Genomic DNA, 17,775 nt, shown 5'->3' with positions numbered 1-17,775 from the left:
GGGGGGGCGTGGGGGGGGGGGGGGGCCCCGGGGCGCGGGGGGGGGGGGGGGGCGGGGGGGGGGGGCCCGGGGGGGGCGCCCGGGCGGGGGCGGCCGCCCGGGGGGCGACGACGTTGCCGGCGCCGCCGACGGTGGCGGCGATCGAGCGTCTGGTGGCCGCCAACAGCGCGGAGCTCGCGCGGGCCGATGCCAAGGCCGCCGTGTTCCTGGCGTTCACCGGCGCGCTCCTCGGGGTCTTCATCCCGCTGAATGGCGGCGGCGACGGTGGATCCGGCGCCCGTGCCTGGCCGGTCCAGGTCCTGTGGTGGACCGCCGTGGCGAGTGCGTTGCTGGCCGCGGCCTGCTTCGTGGTCGCTCTCGTCCCCCGGTACCGGAAGGGTGCGCGGCGTGCCCCGACGGGCCCTGCTTACTTCGGGCACATCGCGGGGGGTGTGGGCGTGGACCGGCTGCGCGGTGCCTTCGAGCGCGCGGGGTGCGATCCGGTGGGGCCGCTGCTGTCCTCGTTGGCCGGGACCAGCGCGATCATCCGCGCGAAGTACCGCTGGATCGAGGCCGGAGTCGCCTTGCTCCTCCTGGTGCTGCCCCAGTTCGCGCTCACCTTCCGGCCCTCCTGAGGCGCGGGCGGCGGGGCGCAAGGATGAATGAGCGTTCATATGTACATGTATCCTGGGCGGGAAGTGAGTCCGGCCTGCCCGAAGGGTCCCGCCTGCCATGCCCGCCACCCTGACCGAGCGCCCCGCGCCCCCGCTCGCACCTCCGGTTCCCGCCCCGCGGCGCCGCACCCGGGTGCTCGCGCTGCCCGAGGCCCGCTGGGCCGCCGCCGCGACGGTGCTGTTCCTGATCGCCCTGCCGCTCCAGCTCACCGGCGCCCCCGCCTGGGCCTGGGGCCCGCTGTACGCCCTCGCCTACGCCACCGGCGGCTGGGAACCCGCCTGGGCCGGGCTCCAGGCCTTGCGGGAGAAGACCCTCGACGTCGACCTGCTGATGATCGTCGCCGCCCTCGGTGCCGCGGCCGTCGGTCAGGTCATGGACGGCGCCCTGCTGATCGTCATCTTCGCCACCTCCGGCGCGCTGGAGGCCCTGGCCACCGCCCGCACCGCCGACTCGGTGCGCGGACTGCTCGACCTCGCCCCGGCCACCGCCACCCGGCTGCGTGCCGACGGTGGTGAGGAGACCGTCCCGACGCAGGAACTCGCCGTCGGCGACACCGTCCTGGTCCGGCCCGGCGAGCGGATCGGCGCCGACGGCCGGGTGCTGGACGGCGCCGGCGAGGTCGACCAGGCCACCATCACCGGCGAACCGCTGCCGGCGGCCAAGGAACGCGGCGACGAGGTGTTCGCCGGCACCCTCAACGGCACCGGCGCGCTGCGGATCCGGGTCGAACGCGACGCCTCCGAGACGGTGATCGCCCGGATCGTGGCGATGGTCGAGGAGGCGTCCGAGACCAAGGCGCCCACCCAGCTGTTCATCGAGAAGGTCGAACAGCGCTACTCGCTCGGCATGGTGGCCGCCACCCTCGCCGTCTTCGCCGTCCCGCTCGCGTTCGGCGCGGCCTTCACCGGCTCGCTGCTGCGGGCGATGACCTTCATGATCGTCGCCTCGCCCTGCGCCGTGGTGCTGGCCACCATGCCGCCACTGCTGTCGGCCATCGCCAACGCCGGCCGCCACGGCGTCCTGGTCAAGTCCGCCGTGGTGATGGAACGCCTCGGTCAGGTGGACGCCGTCGCCCTGGACAAGACCGGCACCCTCACCGAGGGCACCCCCCGGGTCACCGAACTGCGCCCGCTGGCCGGCTCCGGCCTGGACGAGGACGCCCTGCTGGCCCTGGCCGCCGCCGCCGAGCACCCCAGCGAGCACCCGCTGGGCCGCGCGATCGTCGCCGCCGCGCGCGGCCGCGGCCTCACCCCGGCCGCCGCCGAGGACTTCACCTCCGCCCCCGGCATCGGCGTCAGTGCCACCGTCGACGGCCGGTTGATCGCCGTCGCCGCGCCCGCCCGGCTGCTCGACGGCCGGGAGGACGCCCCCTCCGCCCCCTCCGCCCGCGCCGCCGCCGCCGTCGCCGCCGAACTGGAGCAGGCAGGCCGCACCGCCGTCGTGGTCGAGGCGGACGGCGTCCCGGTCGGGCTGATCGGCATCGCCGACCGGCTGCGCCCGGACGCCGCCGACACCGTCGCCGCCCTGGCCGCGCTGACCGGCACCGCGCCGATGCTGGTCACCGGCGACAACCCGCGCGCCGCGGCCCACCTGGCCGCCGAGGCCGGCATCACCGACGTCCGTGCCGGGCTGCTGCCGCAGGACAAGGTCGCGGCTGTCCGGGAACAGGAGGCCGCCGGGCGCAAGGTGCTGGTGATCGGCGACGGGGTCAACGACGCCCCGGCGCTGGCCGCCGCCCACACCGGCGTCGCGATGGGCCGGGCCGGCTCCGACCTGGCCCTGGAGACCGCCGACGCGGTCGTGGTCCGCGACGAACTCGCCACCGTCCCGGCGGTGATCGCGCTGTCCCGCCGTGCCCGCCGCCTGGTCGCCCAGAACCTGGTGCTCGCCGGGGTGTTCATCTCCGTCCTGGTCCTCTGGGACCTGGTCGCCACCCTGCCGCTGCCGCTCGGCGTGCTCGGCCACGAGGGCTCGACCGTCCTGGTCGGTCTCAACGGCCTGCGGCTGCTGCGCGAGGCCGCCTGGACCGGGGCCCGTACCGAGGGCGCCCGTCAGGAGTCGACGAGCGCCACACGGTAGGCGGTGCTGACCAGCTGTGCGCGGTCCCGGGCGGCGCGACACCCGACCCGCCAACGCGAGGCCCGCCCCGCGCACGCGGTGCCGGCCTCCCCACCCGGGAGGCCGGCACCGCGATGGCGCCCCGCGTCAGGGCAGCGGGATCCGCACGACCTGCGGGTCGTGGTCGCTCAGCTGGGTGCTGAACTCGCTGTTGATGTGCACGATGTCGTAGCTGTACGGCTTCGCTGCCAGTGCGCCGGAGATGAGGATGTGGTCCAGCACCTGGGAGTTGCCCTCGTACACGTAGGTGTAGCGCTCGGGCAGCGGCAGCGTGCGGGGCAGGTCGGTCAGTGAGTTGCCGGCGGTGAGGATGTCGGCGGTCTGCGAGAACTCGAAGTCGTTGAGGTCGCCGAGCACGATGACCGCCGCGTTCGGGTCCACCGCCAGGATCCGGTCGGTGAAGTCCTTCACCGCGGCGGCCTGGTTGTGGCGCTGGGCCTCGGACGGGTGCGCGGGCGGCTGGTAGCGGCCGAACAGGGGCTGGTCACCGCCCTTGGAGTTGAAGTGGTTGGCGATCACGAAGACCGGCTTGCCGTTCCAGCGGAACTCCCCGGCGAGCGGCTTGCGGCTGGAGGTGAACGCCGCGTTGGTCGGGTCGATCCGGCCGGGGGAGTAGGCGAGTCGGGGCGTGCCGCCGTTGTTGACGACCGAGTCGGCGGTGGTGGAGCCGGCGCCGGGCCGGTCGGTGAAGCTCAGGCCGCGGTCGGTGCGGAACAGGAACACCTGGCGGATGTTGCCGCCGGGCTGGCCGCCGTCCTGGCCGTCCACCGGGTCGATCTGGCGGTAGGAGTAGGCCGGGCCGCCGGCCGCCGAGATGGCGGCGGTGAGCTTGGCGAGGGTCTGGTCGGGAGCCGTGGTGCCGTCGTCGGTGGGGCCGCTGTTGTCCTGGATCTCCTCCAGGGCGACCAGGTCGGGCGCGCGCAGGTTGGTGACGATGCCGGCCGCGAGGCCGTCGAACTTGCTCTGCGGGTCGGCGGGGGAGAGGTTCTCCACGTTGAAGGTGGCGGCGGCGAGTTGGCCGGCCGCCGGGGCGGCGGTGACCTCGGGGGCGAGGCCACCGGGCGTGACCGCGGGAGTCGCGGTGACCTGAAGCTTGAAGGTGCCGAAGGAGTAGTCGAGCACGCCGACGGTCGCGCCGGTCAGGGTGTCGCCGACGTTGGCGGTCGGGGTAGGCGCGAGCGCGCCGGCCAGGGTCACCCGCTCCGGGTTGCCGTCGCCCGCCTGGAGCAGGATGCCGCCCCGGTCGGTGCGGGTGGTGCTGCCCGGCGGGACGACCGGGACCTCGCCGTACTTGTTGCTGGGGCCGACCACGGCCGCGTTGTCGATCTCGACCCGCATGCCCTCCAGGGACGCCCAGAAGTCCAGGCCGTCGGTGGCGGGTTGGTAGGCGCCGGCGGTCTCGACGTCACCGGTGGTGACGCTGGAGATCACCGCCGCCGGGGGCACCCGCCCGCCGGGGCCGACCAGGGTGGCGGCGGGCAGCGGCGCGTTGTGGGCGAGCACGGTGACGGTGGGCGCGGTGAGTTCGGTGATCGACAGGTTGGTGGTGCCGCCGCTGCCGCCGGGGCGGTACTGGCTGACGGTGGCGCTCACCGTGACCGAGTCGCCGACCGCGACGGAGGGCGCGCCGGCGGTGTAGACGTAGACGCCCTCGCTGGTGCCGGGGTCGTTGTCGGGCTGCGGGTCCTGGTACCAGAACCCGTTGGGCCCGACGGCGGTGACCACGCCGGGCACCGCGCTCACCGCACCGCCGGCGAGCGGGGAGGTGCGGGCCGCGCCCTGGATGTCGTGTATTCGGGCGCCGGTGGTGCCGCCGCCGCCGGTGGACGCGGAGTTGCGCGGCGCCGGTGCGCCGACCGTGAAGTCCGCCGCGTTGTTGTCGGTGTCGGTGGCGCCGCCGCCGACGCGCAGGGCGGCGGTGGCGTTCGACAGGTTGCCGGTCGGCGAGCCCTCGGCGGTACTGGCGCTCGACCCGTAGCCGACCAGGTCCTTCACCCCGGGCTGGGTCGCGCAACCCGAACTGCAGGTCAGTGCAGTGCCGTTGGTGACCAGCGCGACCTTGCCGGCGGTCGCGGCCAGGGCGATCGTCCCGGTGGCGTCCGGCGTCGGCAGGGCAGCCCCGGCCCCGGCCCCGGCGGCCTCCTGCACGAGGAGGAAGCGCCCCGGCGCGATCGTGCCGGACAACGCGGTCCGCGCCCAGGACGCGCCGCCCGCCGAGGCGTACTGCACCGTCCAGCCGGCGACGGACACCGGCGCGCTGCCCCGGTTGTACAGCTCGATGAAGTCATTGGCGTACGGCGCACCGGAGTTGCCGCCGCCGCCGTACACCTGACTGATCACCACGTCGGGCGACGCCGCCTGGGCCACGCCGCCGGGCAGCGCCAGCAGCGCCCCCACCACGGCCGCGGCGGACGCGCCCGCCATCGCTCTGCGCCGGACTCGCTGGGTTCTCCGCATGAGGCTTCCTCCTGACGGCCGCGCGGGCGGGTGGCCCGGCGGTGTGAACACGGACAGGAAAGTTCGGGCGCTGCGGTTGTAGCAACGCCACCCGATCCCTACCGTGCGCGGCAGGCGACGACCAGATGTACGGCGGAAGAACGGTTCGCAGGGCAACAAGTGGGAGCCGGGGTTCCGGCGCGGCCGACCCGTACGGACCGTCAGCAGTCGGCCCAGGGGCGGTGGTTGCCGGTGGTCGGCCGTCGATCGGAGCGGGTGGGGCGGGGCGGCCGCCCGGGACGCCTTCGCTCAGGCCAGGCGCAGCACCAGCTTGCCGGTGTTCTCCCCGCGGAACAGCATCCCGAGGACCTCCGGGAAGTCGTCCACCGTCCCCTCCACCACGTGCTCCTTGACCTTGATCCGGCCGTCCGCGATCCAGCCCGTGAGCTCCTTGGCCGCCTCCGGGTACCGGCGCGCGTAGTCGAACACCACGAAGCCCTCCATCCGGGCCCGCCGCACCAGCAGCGACAGGTAGTTGGAGGGGCCCTGCACGGCGGTCTCGGTGTTGTACTGGCTGATCGCCCCGCAGATCACCACCCGGGCGTGCATCGCGAGCCTGGTCAGCGCGGCGTCCAGGATGGCGCCGCCGACGTTGTCGAAGTACACGTCGATGCCGTCCGGGGCGTGGGTGCGCAGCGCCTTGCGGACGTCCTCCGAGCGGTAGTCGATCGCCGCGTCGAAGCCCAGCTCGCCGGTCAGCAGCGCGCACTTCTCGGGGCCGCCCGCGATGCCGACCACCCGGCAGCCCTTCACCTTGGCGATCTGCCCGACCATGGTGCCGACCGCCCCGGCGGCGCCGGAGACCACCACGGTCTCGCCCTCCTTCAGCGCCGCGACGTCCAGCAGCCCGAAGTAGGCCGTCATCCCGGGCAGGCCGAGCGCGCCGAGGTACGTGGACGGCGGCGCGAGCGCGGTGTCGATCTTCAGGGTGCCCTTGCCGTCCGAGACCACGTACTCCTGGACTCCGAAGGTCCCCACCACGTGGTCGCCGACCCGGTACTTCGGGTGGTTCGACTCGACGACCTCCACCACCGACCCGGCCCGCATCACCTCGCCCAGCGCCACCGGCGGAACGTACGACGGACGGTCGTCGAGCCACCCGCGCATGGCCGGGTCCAGCGAGATGTACCGCGTCCGCCCCACGAACTCCCCGGCCCCCGCCGCCCCCACCGGTTCCGCCCCGTGCGCCCAGTCCTCCGCCTGCACTTCCCCGACCGGCCGGCGGGCGAGGCGGATCTGACGGTTGATCGCGTTCATGGCGTCTCCTGTGGGCGTGCTCGGTCCTGCTCCGGACGCCTGATTCTAAGCAAGCGCTTAGTCATCTGGCCAGAACCCGCCCCGATCCCGTGTCCCGGGTGGTTCCCTGCCCGTACCGTGGGGGTTCGGACCGACCAGGGGCTCGCCTGTTCGAGTTGCCGTCGATCGGCACCGCTCCCTCCTCGGTGCGTTCCGGGCAACCGCCGGCTGAGGGCCCCGGCCGGTCAGCCGCGCCCGGTGGCCGGCTGCCAGCCGAGGGCGGGGCCGAGGCGGGTGGCGATGTCGGTGAGGATCTGGACGTAGTCCTCCCGGGCGAAGGTGAACGGCAGCGCGAAGGCGACCTCGTCGACCTCCCGGTACCCGGCGTGGGCGTGCAGCTGCTCGGCGATCTCCGCGGACGTGCCGACCAGGTCGGGCGCGAACACCATCCGGGCCGGGCCCTGCGGGGCGAGGGTGCGTGGGGTGCGGGCGAGGGCGTACGCCTCGTACCTGGCGCGCTGCTCGGGCGTGGCGCTGTCGGTGGGGATGACGACGAGCCCCTGGGAGACGCGGGCGCGCTCGCCGTCGGGGTGGTGGGCGCGGAAGGCGCGGATCTGGGCGCGCTGGATCTCGGCGAAGTCCTCGGACTCCTCGGCCTTGACGACGCTGCTGGTGAGCAGATTGAGCCCGTGTTCGCCGGCCCAGCGGGCGGAGCGCAGGCTGCCGGCGCCGTACCAGAGCCGGGCGGCCAGACCGGGGGAGTGCGGCTGGACCCGACGGGAGTACACCTCGATGCCCTCGGTGCCGGCGAAGTCGGAGGCGGGTTCGCCGCGGACGAGGTCGAGGAGGCGCTCGGCGCGGCGGGGGCTGAAGTCCTCGTGTTCGCCGGTGTCGGGGTAGAGCGCGCCGCGGACCCGGTCGTAGTGGGTGGGCGGGCCGACGCTGAACCCGGCGTTCATGCGGCCGCCGGACAGGACGTCGACGGTGGCGAGGTCCTCGGCGAGGCGCAGCGGGTTCTCCCAGCCGAGCGGGGTGACGGCGGTGCCGAGGTGGATCCGGCCGGTGCGCTGGGAGGCGGCGGCGAGGACGGCGATCGGGGAGGAGATGCCGTACTGGAGGTGGCGGTGGCGGAGCCAGGCGCTGTCGAAGCCGAGCTGCTCGCCGAGGACGATGAGGTCGAGGGTGGATTCGTGGCCCTGGCGGGGGTCGGCCTCGTCGAACAGCCCGATGGTCAGGAAGCCGAGTTTCCGCAGCGGTCGTGGGGTCGGCGGCATGGTGGGTGGCTCCGGGTGGTGTGAGGCGGCCCCCGGGAGGGCCGGGCGGGCCGGGTGGGCGGTGCCCTTCGAACGTACGCAGGTGGTTCGCGACCCCACAAGATCGGCGCGGGATCGGACATCCGCGTGTTACGCGGCGCAATCCCGGTTCACCGTCCTCGGCACCTGCCGTCCGGCCTCGCGCAGTGCGGCGGGCTCCGCCCGGGCGGAGCCCGCCGCGCCGTCGTCGGTCAGCAGCTGCGCAGCTCGGGGCTCTGGTTCCGGATCTGGTTCCGCAGCGAGGTGAACTCGCGGTAGGCGTCGCCGTCCTCGGTGCCGGGGCGGAACGCGCCGACGCGGTGGCAGTTGACGAAGGCGAGCTTGACGCCGAAGTGGCCCTCCAGGCTGCCGCGGATGGCGTTGCTGGCGAGCGCGCGCAGCAGCTGGGCGCGCTCCTCGTCGGTGGGCGTGGTGTTGTCGGTGGTGAACTCGGCCTCGGTGGAGCAGAGTTCGGTGCTGAGGCCGGCGACGACCTGGTAGGCGTAGGGGAGGGAGGTGCGGACGGTGTCGAGGAAGTCGGCCTCGCTGACCTGGCCGTGCTCGGCCTGGGCGAGGAGGGCGGGGGAGACGTCGAGCGACATGGGTGTCCTCTTTCGCGGTGTCTGGTTATCGAAGATGAAAACCATTGCAAGATGGACTGTCTTCGATGCCCGGACACCCTGTCAAGTGCCGTCCCCCGAAGGGCTGACGGGCGGCGCCTCCCGGCGGGCCGTGAGGACGAACAGGGCGATCACCACCGCCAGCGCCGCGAAGACCAGGCCCAGCTCGAACGCGCTGGAGATGCCGTGCACCAGCACCTCCGAGGAGTAGGGCGCCGGAAGCTTCCCGGTCGCCCCGAACTCGGCCGCCTGCTGCGGATCGGCCTGCCGCAGGAACGCGCCGACCTGCCGCCGGGTCTCGTTCCGGCTGGCCGTGCCGTACACCGTGACCAGGATCGACAGGCCCAGCGAGCCGCCCACCTGCTGGGTGGTGTTGAGCGTGCCGGTGGCCGCGCCGGTCTCGTGCGGGGCCACGTGGGAGACGGCGGTCAGCATCACCGGGACGAAGATCGAACCCATCCCGAAGCCGAACAGCAGGGTCGGGCCGAGGACCCCTCCGAGGTAGCCGGTGTCGACGTCGATCCGGGTGGACCGCAGGACCCCGCCCAGCACCAGCAGCGAGCCCGCCACCAGGAAGGGCTTGGGACCGTACCGCAGCTGGTTGCGGGCGGCGAACTGGGCGGCGGTGACGATCGCCACGCTGATCGGCAGGAACGCGAAGCCGGCCCGCAGCGGGCTGAATCCGAGGATGTCCTGGACGAACAGCGTGATGAAGAAGAAGACGCTGAACATCGTCGCGGCGACGCAGAGCATCAGCCCGTAGGCACCGGCGCGGTTGCGGTCGCGGAACAGGTGCAGCGGGGTGATCGGCTGTGGCATCCGTCGCTCGGTGAACAGGAAGGCCGCCAGCAGCACCACGGCGAGGCCGAACGCGGTGAGCGTCACGGAGTCCGTCCAGCCGTGATCGGAGGCCCGGATGAAGCCGAGGACCAGCGAGACCATGCCCGCCGTGGCGGTGAACGCGCCGGCCAGGTCGAAGCGCCCGGGGCGCCGTTCGGACTCGTTGATGTACAGCGGCGCCAGCAGAGCGATCGCCAGGCCGATCGGCACGTTGACGAAGCGCACCCACCGCCAGGACAGCCAGGAGGTCAGCATGCCGCCGGTGAGCAGGCCGACGGCGCCGCCCGCCCCGGCGACGGCGGAGTAGACGCCGAAGGCGCGGTTGCGCGCCGGGCCCTCCTCGAAGTTGGTCGCGATCAGCGCGAGCGCGGTCGGCGAGGCGATGGCCCCGCCCGTGCCCTGCAGCGAGCGGGCCGCCAGCAGCCAGGCGGGGGAGGTGGCCAGGCCGCCGAGCAGCGAGGCGAAGCTGAACAGCAGGACACCGACCTGCGAATTCCGGACACCCCGCGACCGCGGGTGCCCGGCCCCGGGCGGTGGTTGCCGCTCGGGACCGGGCACGGTGCGATGGGTCGGCTCAGGAGCGCCGGGGGCTACGGCAGGGTCCACCGCTGGTTGGTGCCGCCGTTGCAGTCCCAGATCTCCAGCGGGGTGCCGTTGGCGGTGGCCGCCGCCGGGTCGTCGAGGCAGCGGCCGGACTGGGCGCTCTTCAGGGTGCCGTCCGGCTGGGGGAGCCACTGCTGGTTGGCGGCGCCGTTGCAGTCCCACAGCCCGACCGTGGTGCCGTTGACGGTGCCCTGGCCGGTGACGTCGAGGCACTTGCCGTTGTGGGTGAGGGTGCCGTTGGTGCGGGTCCACACCTGCTGGGCGCTGCCGTCGCAGGCCCACAGCTGCACGGCGGCGCCGCTGGTGCCGGCGGTGGGTCGGGCGCAGGTGCCGGGCAGGGCGGAGGCGATCGGGCCGGTGTGGGTGGCGGGAGTGCCGGGGGTGAGGGCGAAGTTGTCGAACTGGTCGGTCTGGTAGCCGGTCACGCCGAGGCCGGCGCGTCCGTTGGTGAAGCTGGCGTCGGTCGTGCTGCCCACGGCGGTGCCGTCGATGCTCGCGGTGAGCGTCGCGTTGTCCAGAGTGAGCGCGACGGTGTGCCAACGGCCGGTGCCGAGGGCGGTGGTGGTGCCGGAGGCGAGGGTGGTGAAGTTCCAGCGGGTGTCGCTCTTGTCGATGGACCAGGCGCCGGTGTCGCTGACCCGCAGGTGGTAGGCGTTCAGGCCGTTGTTGTTGCGGCCCTGCTGGTTGACCCGGCCGAGGAGTTCGACGGTGCTCGACTGCTCGAACAGGGTGTCGGCGGTGACGGTGTAGTTGGACCAGCTGCCGTCGCCCATCATCGTGTACGGGGCGTTGTACGGCTCGTCGGTCCAGTTGATCGGCCTGGTCGGGGCCATCTGGCGCAGGCAGGTGCCGGTGCGGCCGCCGCCGCAGGCGACGGTCTGGAAGGCGCCGTTCATGTCCGCGAAGTACTTCGGCGAGGTGGTCGTCGCGGGCGTCTCGAAGGTGTCCGCGTAGGGCAGCTTCATCGGCGCGGCGGGCGGCGGGGTGGCGGTGCCCTTGCCCTGTCCGGTGGTGGTGGTCACGGTGTAGACCCGGCCGGGCTGCAGGGTGAGGGTGTACGTGCCGTGGGCCGGGGTGACGTCCTGCTGGTGGACGAACCAGTCGGCGGAGTTGGTGGAGTTGAGGTCGGTGGACCAGACGTGGACCTTGCCGGTGGACAGGCCACCGGTGACGGTGAAGCTCGCGGTCTGGGCGGTGGTGGCGTCCATCGTCTCGATGACGGTGCTGTAGTCGCGGTTGTTCGCGCCCTTCAGCGTGACGTAGCTGCCGTTGGTGCGGGCGCCGCCGAGGTAGCCGCTCGCGGAGTCGATGTAGCGCCAACCGGGCTTGGTGAACTGGGTGGTGTGCGCGGTGACCCAGGTGGTCTTGCCGATCGTGTAGTTGCCGGACCAGGGCTGGTTGGCGATCGACATGCCGTCGGTGGAGAAGAACAGGTCGGGGTAGAGCGCGGCGATGACCGGCCAGTTGATGAACGAGGTCATCTTGCCGTCGAGGTAGCCGCGGTTGATCCCGCGCGCCACCGCCGGGGCGCCGCCGTCGGCGTCCTCGGAGCCGTTCTCGCTCGCCCACAGCGGCTTGCCGAGCGCCTGGGCGTTCGCCGGGCTGGGGCAGTTGCTGAAGTCGCTCATGTACCCGCAGGGGTAGTGGACGCCGACGATGTCGACGGCGTTCTTGAATGCCGGGTCGGTGGCCATGGCGTCGGCCACGTCCCAGGTGTCGTCGGCGGCGACGACCTTGGTGGCGCCGTAACCGCGTGCCACGAGCGTGCTCTTCAGGTTCTCGTACCAGGCCTTGTCGAAGCCGCGCTCGTTCCACCCGCCGAGGTAGGAGACGTTCAGGTGGTGTTGGGTGGCGCAGCCCATCCAGTCCATCAGGTAGTTGACGCTGTCCTGGGACCAGAAGTTGCCGCCGCTGCCGGTGTTGCCGATCCAGCCGGGGGCGCCCCAGGACAGGCCGTAGAACGTGATGTCGGGGTTGCGGGCCTTGGCCTGCTCGGCCAGCCACCACTCGTAGCCCTGGTGGCAGTCGACGGTGCCGCGGGTGTGCTCGATGCTGGGTTCGGCGCCGTCGGTGGAGTTGGTGTCGCCGCCGATCTCCAGCTTCAGCGTCTGCAGCGAGGCTCCGTAGCCGGGCTTGAACAGGTAGTCGAGCAGTTGGCTGCGCTGGGGCTCCGGATAGTCCACCAGCAGGCGGGAGTTGCCGCCGCCGCCGGAGATGGCGCCGACGCCGTCGAAGGTGAGGCCCGGCTTGGCGCCGTCGATGGTGACGGCGGTGGGGGTGGCGGCCTGGGCGGCCGACGGCGCGGTCAGGCCGCCCAGCGCGCCGGCGAGGACGAGCGCCGCGCTCAGGGCGGTGCGCCAGGTCGATGACAGGTGTTGACGGCCCATGGGCGTCTCCTGGGTGTGGGGAGGGGTGGCGGTCCGTGCCGGGCGCCCGCAGGCGCCCGGCACGACGTGGGGGCAGGGGCTTCGCCGGTCCCGTTACGAGACGGTCCACTCCTGGTTGGCCCGGCCGGTGCCGCAGGTCCACTGGACGACCTGGGCGCCGTCGGCCGTCGAGGCGCCCGTGACGTCCAGGCACTTGCCGCTGTTGGCCGATACCAGCTGAACGCGGGCCCCGGTGGCCGGGACGGGGGTCCACTGCTGGTTGGCCTTGCCGGTGCCGCAGGTCCACTGGACGACCTGGGCTCCGTCAGCGGTGGACGCGCCCGTGACGTCCAGGCACTTGCCGCTGTTGGCCGACACCAGCTGGACGGTGCCGGTTCCGGCGACCGGGACGAGAGTCCACTGCTGGTTGGCCTTGCCGGTGCCGCAGGTCCACTGGACGACCTGGGCTCCGTCAGCGGTGGACGCGCCCGTGACGTCCAGGCACTTGCCGCTGTTGGCGCTGGTCACGGTGTGGGTGGCCGGTGCGGCCAGCGGCGTCACGGTGGTGTTGGCGAAATCGGCGTGCTGGAAGCCGCCGACTCCCAGGCCGATCTGCCCGACGAGGTGGGAGGCGTCGGCGACCGAGGCGACCTGCGTGTGGTCGATCGACGCGGTGATGTTCTGGCCCTGCACGGCCAGTGTGAGGTTGTGCCAGGTGCCGGCCCCGGCGCCGGGGTAGCTGCCGCTCGCCAGCACGGTGTCGGCTCCGGCGCGGTCCTCGGTGAACAGGCTCCAGGCGCCGGTGTCGTCGATCTTCAGGTGGTAGCCGGAGCGGTCGTGGTCGACGTGGTCGATGCGGCCGAGCAGTTCGGCGGAGGTGCCGGCCTGTTCGAGGACGACGTCGGTGCTCGCCTGGTAGTGCGCCCAGGACGGGTCGCCCAGGAGGGTGAGCGGGGTGTAGTTCATGTCGTCGTGCCACGGGATGGGCGCCCGGGTGATCACCTGGCGCAGGCACATCGGGGTGGTCGCCCCGGTCGGGCAGGGCGCGGTCTCGAAGGCGCCGGCCCAGTCGTGGAAGTAGCGGGCGGTGGCACCGGCGGGGTATCCGCTGAGGTCGGCCCGGTAGGGCAGCGGCATCGCGGTGGACGGGGGTGCCGCGGCGGTGCCCTTGCCCTGGCCGGTGGTGGTGGTCACCGTGTAGACGTAACCGGGCTGCACGGTGAGGGAGTACGAACCGCCCTTCGGCGTCAGGTCCTGGGTGTGGACGAACCACCTCGACGGGTCGGTGGAGTTCATGTCGGTGGCCCAGACGTGCACCGGGCCGGTGGACAGGCCGCCGGCGACCTTGACGTTGACGGTCTGCGCGGCGGTGGCGTCGGTGGACTCGATGACCGTGCTGTAGTCCCGGCCGGACTTGAGCGTGATGTAACTCCCGCTGTGCGGGTCGCCGTTGGCGCCGGCACCGGCGAGGTAGCCGCTGGAGGCGTCCAGGTACTGCCAGCCGGGCTTGGCGAACTGGGTGGTGTGCGCCATCACCCAGATGTCGCGGCCCACCGCGTAGTTGCCGGACCAGGGCTGGTCGGCGGCCATCAGGCCGGCGCCCGCGTAGGGCAGCTCCGAGGGCCAGGAGCTGACCAGCGCCCACTTGATGTCCGAGGTGATCCGGGCGTCGAGGTACTCGCGGTTGACGTTGCGGGCCAGGGCGGCCGGGTCGGCTCCGTAGCTGTCGTTGTCGTCCTCGGAGGCCCACAGCTTCTTGCCCAGCCCGGTCGCGGTGCTGCTGCCCGGACAGGCCGTGTAGACCGGGGTCGAGTGCCAGCAGGTGCCGTGCAGGCCGATGACGCCGACGGCCTTGGCGAAGGCGGGGTCGCTCGCCATGTCCGCGGCGATCGACCAGTGCTCGTCGTCGCTGTCGGAAGCGACCAGGACGGTGTCCTGGTGGCCGTGGCCGTCCAGGTCGGCACGCAGCTTCTCGAACCAGGCCTTGTCGTAACCGCGTTCGTTCCAGCCGCCGAGGTAGCCGACGTTCAGTCCGTGGCTCCGGGCGCACCCGAGCCAGGACTCCAGGTAGGTGATGTTGTCCTGCGACCAGATTCCGCCGTTCAACCAGCCCGGCGCGGCCCACTCCAGGCCGTAGAAGGTGATCCCGGGGTTGCGGGCCTTGGCCTGCTCCATGAGCCACCACTCGTAGCCCCGATTGCAGTCGACCTCGGTGGGGGTGCGCATGTGGGACGGCTCGGGGCCGTCGGAGGAGTTGGCGTCGCCGCCGATCTCCACCTTCAGCGTCTGCAGCGAGGCGCCGTAGCCGGGCTTGAAGAGGTAGTCCAGGACCTGGCTGCGCTGGGGCTCGGGGTAGTCGACCAGCAACCGCGAGGTGGCCCCGCCGCCGCTGATCGCGCCGAGACCGTCGAACGCCCGTCCTGGTGAGGAGCCGTCGAGCGTCACGGACTGGTCGGCCGTCGCAGGGGCCGGTGCCGCAACCGCCGCCGGCGAGGACATGAGGGTGGTTGCGATGCCCAGGGCGAACGTCGCCATCGCGGTGATCCCTCTGCGCAGTGGGTGGGGAGGTTTTCTCATCGACTACTCCTGTCCTGCGGCTCTGGCGGCATGCGTGCGGGGGTGGCAGGACTCGGGCCGCGGACGGTCGGCTGGCCGGGGCAGCGAGCGCTGTCGGGTGCATGCCGGAACACCGGGCAGGAGCGTAGACCCAACGTCCAACATTAATCAACAATTTGGCATTAAATTCAACGTCGTTGAGCAACGGCAGGGTGCTCCGCCGCACGCCCGGCGCGGACCGGCCGTCTGTATGTGCTTCCACCTCGTGCTATTGACGCCGCGCCGACCTTGCCCGAAGCTGTCCGGGGCAACGCCTTACCGGCCGGTAGGAAGTGCTGGGACGGCCCGTCTGGACCGGCCCCGATCAGGGCAATCGCCAGGACGGCACCGAACGTGCAAGGCCGCCTCGTTGCACATCCCCCGGGAGGGGTCCGGGCCGCCATCGAGCGCGTGCGCGACCTTTCGGTCCGTCAACTCTCATGTACAACAGGGACTCTGAATGGACATAACAAGAGGGTCTCGAAACCTCCCGGTTGGGAACATGGGCTTGACTCGGGCCTGGATCCAGGCGCTTCCTGTGCTTCGTCGCGTTTGATTGCGACGCTTTCTGATCGGTTGTGTTGCTTCTAGCTGGTCGGTCCCACACCAGGAGTCCCCACCATGCGCCTCTCCCTCCGCGGCCGCCTGGCCCCGACCGCCGCGTTGAGCCTGGCCACCGTCCTCGGGCTGGCCGCGTGCTCGACCGGACAGGCGTCCTCGAACACTGCCGACGCGCCGGTGGCGCGGGCCTCCGGCAAGATCTCGATCACCTACCTGCAGAAGTAGGGGGACCGGTAGTACTTCGTGGACGAGGCCGCGGGGGCGAAGGCCAGGGCGGCCGAGCTGGGCGCCGATCTGAAGGTCGTGAACCTCGGCAACGACGCGAACAAGACGGTCAGCGAGGTCCAGTCCGCGATCGCGCGGAAGAGCGACGGCCTGATCATCGTGGTGCCGGACCCGGCGGTCGGCCAGCAGGTGGTCCAGACGGCCCGGGACGCCAGGGCTGCGCTGCTCACCGCGGACGACCAGGTCTGCACGAGCGGGCCGTCCCCGGCGCAGTGCGCCGCGTCCGACCTGGTACCCCGGATCGGCTTCTCCGGCCGGCAGATGGGCCGGCAGGTCGGCCAGCGCGCCGCGGAGGAGTTCAAGAAGGCCGGCTGGAACCCGGCGGACACCCGGATCATCTCCGCGTGGAAGCAGGACGTCACCGTCTTCGGGGACCGGGTGAAGGCCGCCAAGGACGCCTTCGACCAGGGCCGTGCCGGGAGCGCTTATGACAACATCATTGACGTGTTAACGCCGCCGCCGGTTTGATGGCTCGCATTCCCCCACACGTGCACTTCCCCACACGTGCACCCCCACAGCCAAGGCGGTGATCTGTTGGCATCGACGGAGAAGGCCACGGGCAGCGGTCCGAGACCGGACGCGAGCAGCGGCCCCGGAGCGGATACGAGCAGCGGCCCCGGAACGGACCCGGGCGGCGGTCCGGGAGCGGACCCGAGCAGCGCCCACGTCACCATGCCCCAGTCCCTCGGCCTGCTGGACGGGGCGGTGATCGCCGCCTCCAGTACGGCCGCCACCAGCAGCATCGGCATCGGCCTGGGGCTGATGGCCGGCATCGTCGGCCTGCACCTGCCGGCGATCATGCTGCTGGCCTTCCTGCCGGTGCTCGCCATCGCCGGCGGGTACGGGCGGCTGAACGCGGTCGACCCGGACGCGGGCAGCAGTTATCGGTGGGTCGGCCGCACGCTCAGTCCCTGGCTGGGCTTCCTCACCGGGTGGGTGAACACCGTGGGGACCGTGGTCTTCATGGCGTACACCACCACCGTCACCGGCTCCTCGATCATCCAGCTGCTCGACCAGGCGCACCTGCGCAGCGTCGCCGGGCTCCGGCTGGACGCGGACTCAACCGCCCAGTGCACGCTGCTCGGCCTGGTCGTCCTGGTGGGCGCGGCACTGGTCGCGGTCCGGGGGCTGGATCTGGCGGCCCGGCTGCAGAAGGCGCTGCTGGTGTTCGAGTACGCGGTGCTGCTCGGCTTCTGCGGGTACGGGCTGTTCGCTGGCGACCAACCGTTCTCGCTGCAGTGGTTCAACCCCTTCGACATCCCGTCCTTCGGCGCGGTGGCGCAGGGCATGGTGCTGGCCGTGTTCTGCTACTGGGGCTTCGAGTCGGTGTTCAGCGTCGGCGAGGAGGTACGGAACCCGCGGGACGCGTCCCGCGGCGGCCTGCTGGCCCTGGTGGTGATGCTGCTGATGTTCCTGCTCGCCGGTACGGCCTTCCAACGGGTGCTGCCGATCGACGAGTTGGCCGACAACGGCGCGCACGGCCTCACCTACTTCGGCGCGAAGCTGGCCCACCAGCCGCTGGCCGCACTGCCGTTGATCGCGCTGATGTTCTCCGCCGTGGCCTCGCTGCAGTCCTCGGTGATCCCGACCGCCCGCGGGCTGTACGCGATGGGGCGCGACCAGGTGCTCGGCCCGGTCTGGACCCGGCTGCACCCCAAGCACTCCACCCCCGCCGTCGGCACGCTGCTGATCACCGGCATCGCGGTGGTCCTGGCCCTGGGGTCGCTCGCCATCCCGACCGTCGGCGACCTGATCTCGGCCTCCGTCAACGCGATCGGCATCGTCGTCGCCCTCTACTACGCGCTGACGGCCGTCGCCGCCGCCGTCCAGTTCCGCCACCTGCTGCGCACCAGCCCGCTGGAGGGGTTGCGCGCGGTGGTCCTCCCGCTGCTGGGCGCGGCGGCGCTGCTCGCGGTCGGCGGCTACCTGGCCTGGAGCTTCTACGACTCCGCCGACCACTTCGAACTGGCCGCCGACAACGGGTGGTTCGAGCTGTCCGTGCCGGTGCTGATGATCGTGAGCGGACTGCCGGCGGCCGCCTGGGCCCGCTGGCGGAGGCGCTCACCGTACTTCCTGCACGACGCGCACTGAGAAAAACCAGGGAACGGA

Annotated in this window: 12 protein-coding genes; 5 read left to right on the top strand and 7 right to left on the bottom strand. The window is 72.4% G+C overall.

The features are described from left to right. The first annotated feature begins 152 nt into the window (after nucleotides 1-152). Both ACIOJE_RS35540 and ACIOJE_RS35535 read left to right on the top strand, forming a co-directional pair. On the top strand, nucleotides 153-614 hold the full coding sequence (locus ACIOJE_RS35540) for a Pycsar system effector family protein (RefSeq protein ID WP_400782123.1): 462 nt from the start codon (nucleotides 153-155) through the stop codon (nucleotides 612-614). Nucleotides 615-711: 97 nt separating this feature from the next. Further along, nucleotides 712-2,733: a heavy metal translocating P-type ATPase gene (locus tag ACIOJE_RS35535; protein ID WP_400782121.1), complete on the top strand. Its 2,022-nt coding sequence runs from the start codon at nucleotides 712-714 to the stop codon at nucleotides 2,731-2,733. A gap of 126 nt (nucleotides 2,734-2,859) precedes the next feature. On the opposite strand, the gene ACIOJE_RS35530 is transcribed toward ACIOJE_RS35535, so the two are convergent. From ACIOJE_RS35530 to ACIOJE_RS35500, 7 genes are all read right to left on the bottom strand, one after another. Next, a complete protein-coding gene (locus ACIOJE_RS35530) occupies nucleotides 2,860-5,229 on the bottom strand; it encodes a lamin tail domain-containing protein (RefSeq protein ID WP_400782118.1) in 2,370 nt (789 codons plus the stop codon). A 288-nt stretch (nucleotides 5,230-5,517) separates the two neighbouring features. Continuing rightward, nucleotides 5,518-6,525, bottom strand: a complete 1,008-nt coding sequence (locus tag ACIOJE_RS35525) for an NADP-dependent oxidoreductase (RefSeq protein WP_400782115.1) — start codon at nucleotides 6,523-6,525, stop codon at nucleotides 5,518-5,520. A 224-nt stretch (nucleotides 6,526-6,749) separates the two neighbouring features. After that, the gene (locus ACIOJE_RS35520) at nucleotides 6,750-7,778 is read right to left on the bottom strand and encodes an LLM class flavin-dependent oxidoreductase (RefSeq protein ID WP_400782112.1); all 1,029 of its coding nucleotides are present in this window, start codon (nucleotides 7,776-7,778) and stop codon (nucleotides 6,750-6,752) included. Nucleotides 7,779-8,008: 230 nt separating this feature from the next. Beyond that, the gene (locus ACIOJE_RS35515) at nucleotides 8,009-8,398 is read right to left on the bottom strand and encodes an SCO5389 family protein (protein WP_400782111.1); all 390 of its coding nucleotides are present in this window, start codon (nucleotides 8,396-8,398) and stop codon (nucleotides 8,009-8,011) included. An 81-nt stretch (nucleotides 8,399-8,479) separates the two neighbouring features. Further along, nucleotides 8,480-9,814 (bottom strand): MFS transporter, encoded by a 1,335-nt coding sequence (locus ACIOJE_RS35510; protein WP_400782109.1) that lies wholly within the window; start codon nucleotides 9,812-9,814, stop codon nucleotides 8,480-8,482. 32 nt (nucleotides 9,815-9,846) lie between these two features. Beyond that, on the bottom strand, nucleotides 9,847-12,246 hold the full coding sequence (locus ACIOJE_RS35505; RefSeq protein WP_280682050.1) for a ricin-type beta-trefoil lectin domain protein: 2,400 nt from the start codon (nucleotides 12,244-12,246) through the stop codon (nucleotides 9,847-9,849). Nucleotides 12,247-12,339: 93 nt separating this feature from the next. After that, entirely contained in the window at nucleotides 12,340-14,760 is a 2,421-nt protein-coding gene (locus ACIOJE_RS35500) for an RICIN domain-containing protein (RefSeq protein ID WP_400782107.1), read from the bottom strand. Nucleotides 14,761-15,441: 681 nt separating this feature from the next. On the opposite strand from ACIOJE_RS35500, the gene ACIOJE_RS35495 reads away from it, so the two are divergent. The 3 genes from ACIOJE_RS35495 (at nucleotide 15,442) to ACIOJE_RS35485 (ending at nucleotide 17,757) form a co-directional block, all read left to right on the top strand. Continuing rightward, nucleotides 15,442-15,606, top strand: coding sequence for a hypothetical protein (locus ACIOJE_RS35495; protein ID WP_400782105.1), 165 nt, complete (start codon nucleotides 15,442-15,444; stop codon nucleotides 15,604-15,606). Between the two features lie 18 nt (nucleotides 15,607-15,624). Continuing rightward, the gene (locus ACIOJE_RS35490; protein ID WP_400782103.1) at nucleotides 15,625-16,134 is read left to right on the top strand and encodes a substrate-binding domain-containing protein; all 510 of its coding nucleotides are present in this window, start codon (nucleotides 15,625-15,627) and stop codon (nucleotides 16,132-16,134) included. Nucleotides 16,135-16,338: 204 nt separating this feature from the next. After that, nucleotides 16,339-17,757, top strand: a complete 1,419-nt coding sequence (locus tag ACIOJE_RS35485; RefSeq protein WP_280682066.1) for an APC family permease — start codon at nucleotides 16,339-16,341, stop codon at nucleotides 17,755-17,757. The last annotated feature ends 18 nt before the right edge of the window (nucleotides 17,758-17,775 follow it).

Origin of the sequence: Kitasatospora sp. NPDC087861 (genome assembly GCF_044742585.1) — a bacterium.
Classification (GTDB): Bacteria; Actinomycetota; Actinomycetes; order Streptomycetales; family Streptomycetaceae; genus Kitasatospora.
The sequence above is the reverse complement of the archived record's forward strand: the minus strand, read 5'-3'. Positions and strand labels throughout refer to the sequence as shown.

Excerpts from the sequence above, each read along its gene's own strand:
- ACIOJE_RS35515 (WP_400782111.1), bottom strand. The coding sequence starts at position 8,398 with ATGTCGCTCGACGTCTCCCCCGCCCTCCTCGCCCAGGCCGAGCACGGC.
- ACIOJE_RS35520 (WP_400782112.1), bottom strand. The coding sequence starts at position 7,778 with ATGCCGCCGACCCCACGACCGCTGCGGAAACTCGGCTTCCTGACCATC.
- ACIOJE_RS35530 (WP_400782118.1), bottom strand. The coding sequence starts at position 5,229 with ATGCGGAGAACCCAGCGAGTCCGGCGCAGAGCGATGGCGGGCGCGTCC.
- ACIOJE_RS35500 (WP_400782107.1), bottom strand. The coding sequence starts at position 14,760 with ATGGCGACGTTCGCCCTGGGCATCGCAACCACCCTCATGTCCTCGCCG.
- ACIOJE_RS35495 (WP_400782105.1), top strand. The coding sequence starts at position 15,442 with ATGCGCCTCTCCCTCCGCGGCCGCCTGGCCCCGACCGCCGCGTTGAGC.
- ACIOJE_RS35505 (WP_280682050.1), bottom strand. The coding sequence starts at position 12,246 with ATGGGCCGTCAACACCTGTCATCGACCTGGCGCACCGCCCTGAGCGCG.
- ACIOJE_RS35535 (WP_400782121.1), top strand. The coding sequence starts at position 712 with ATGCCCGCCACCCTGACCGAGCGCCCCGCGCCCCCGCTCGCACCTCCG.
- ACIOJE_RS35525 (WP_400782115.1), bottom strand. The coding sequence starts at position 6,525 with ATGAACGCGATCAACCGTCAGATCCGCCTCGCCCGCCGGCCGGTCGGG.
- ACIOJE_RS35485 (WP_280682066.1), top strand. The coding sequence starts at position 16,339 with ATGCCCCAGTCCCTCGGCCTGCTGGACGGGGCGGTGATCGCCGCCTCC.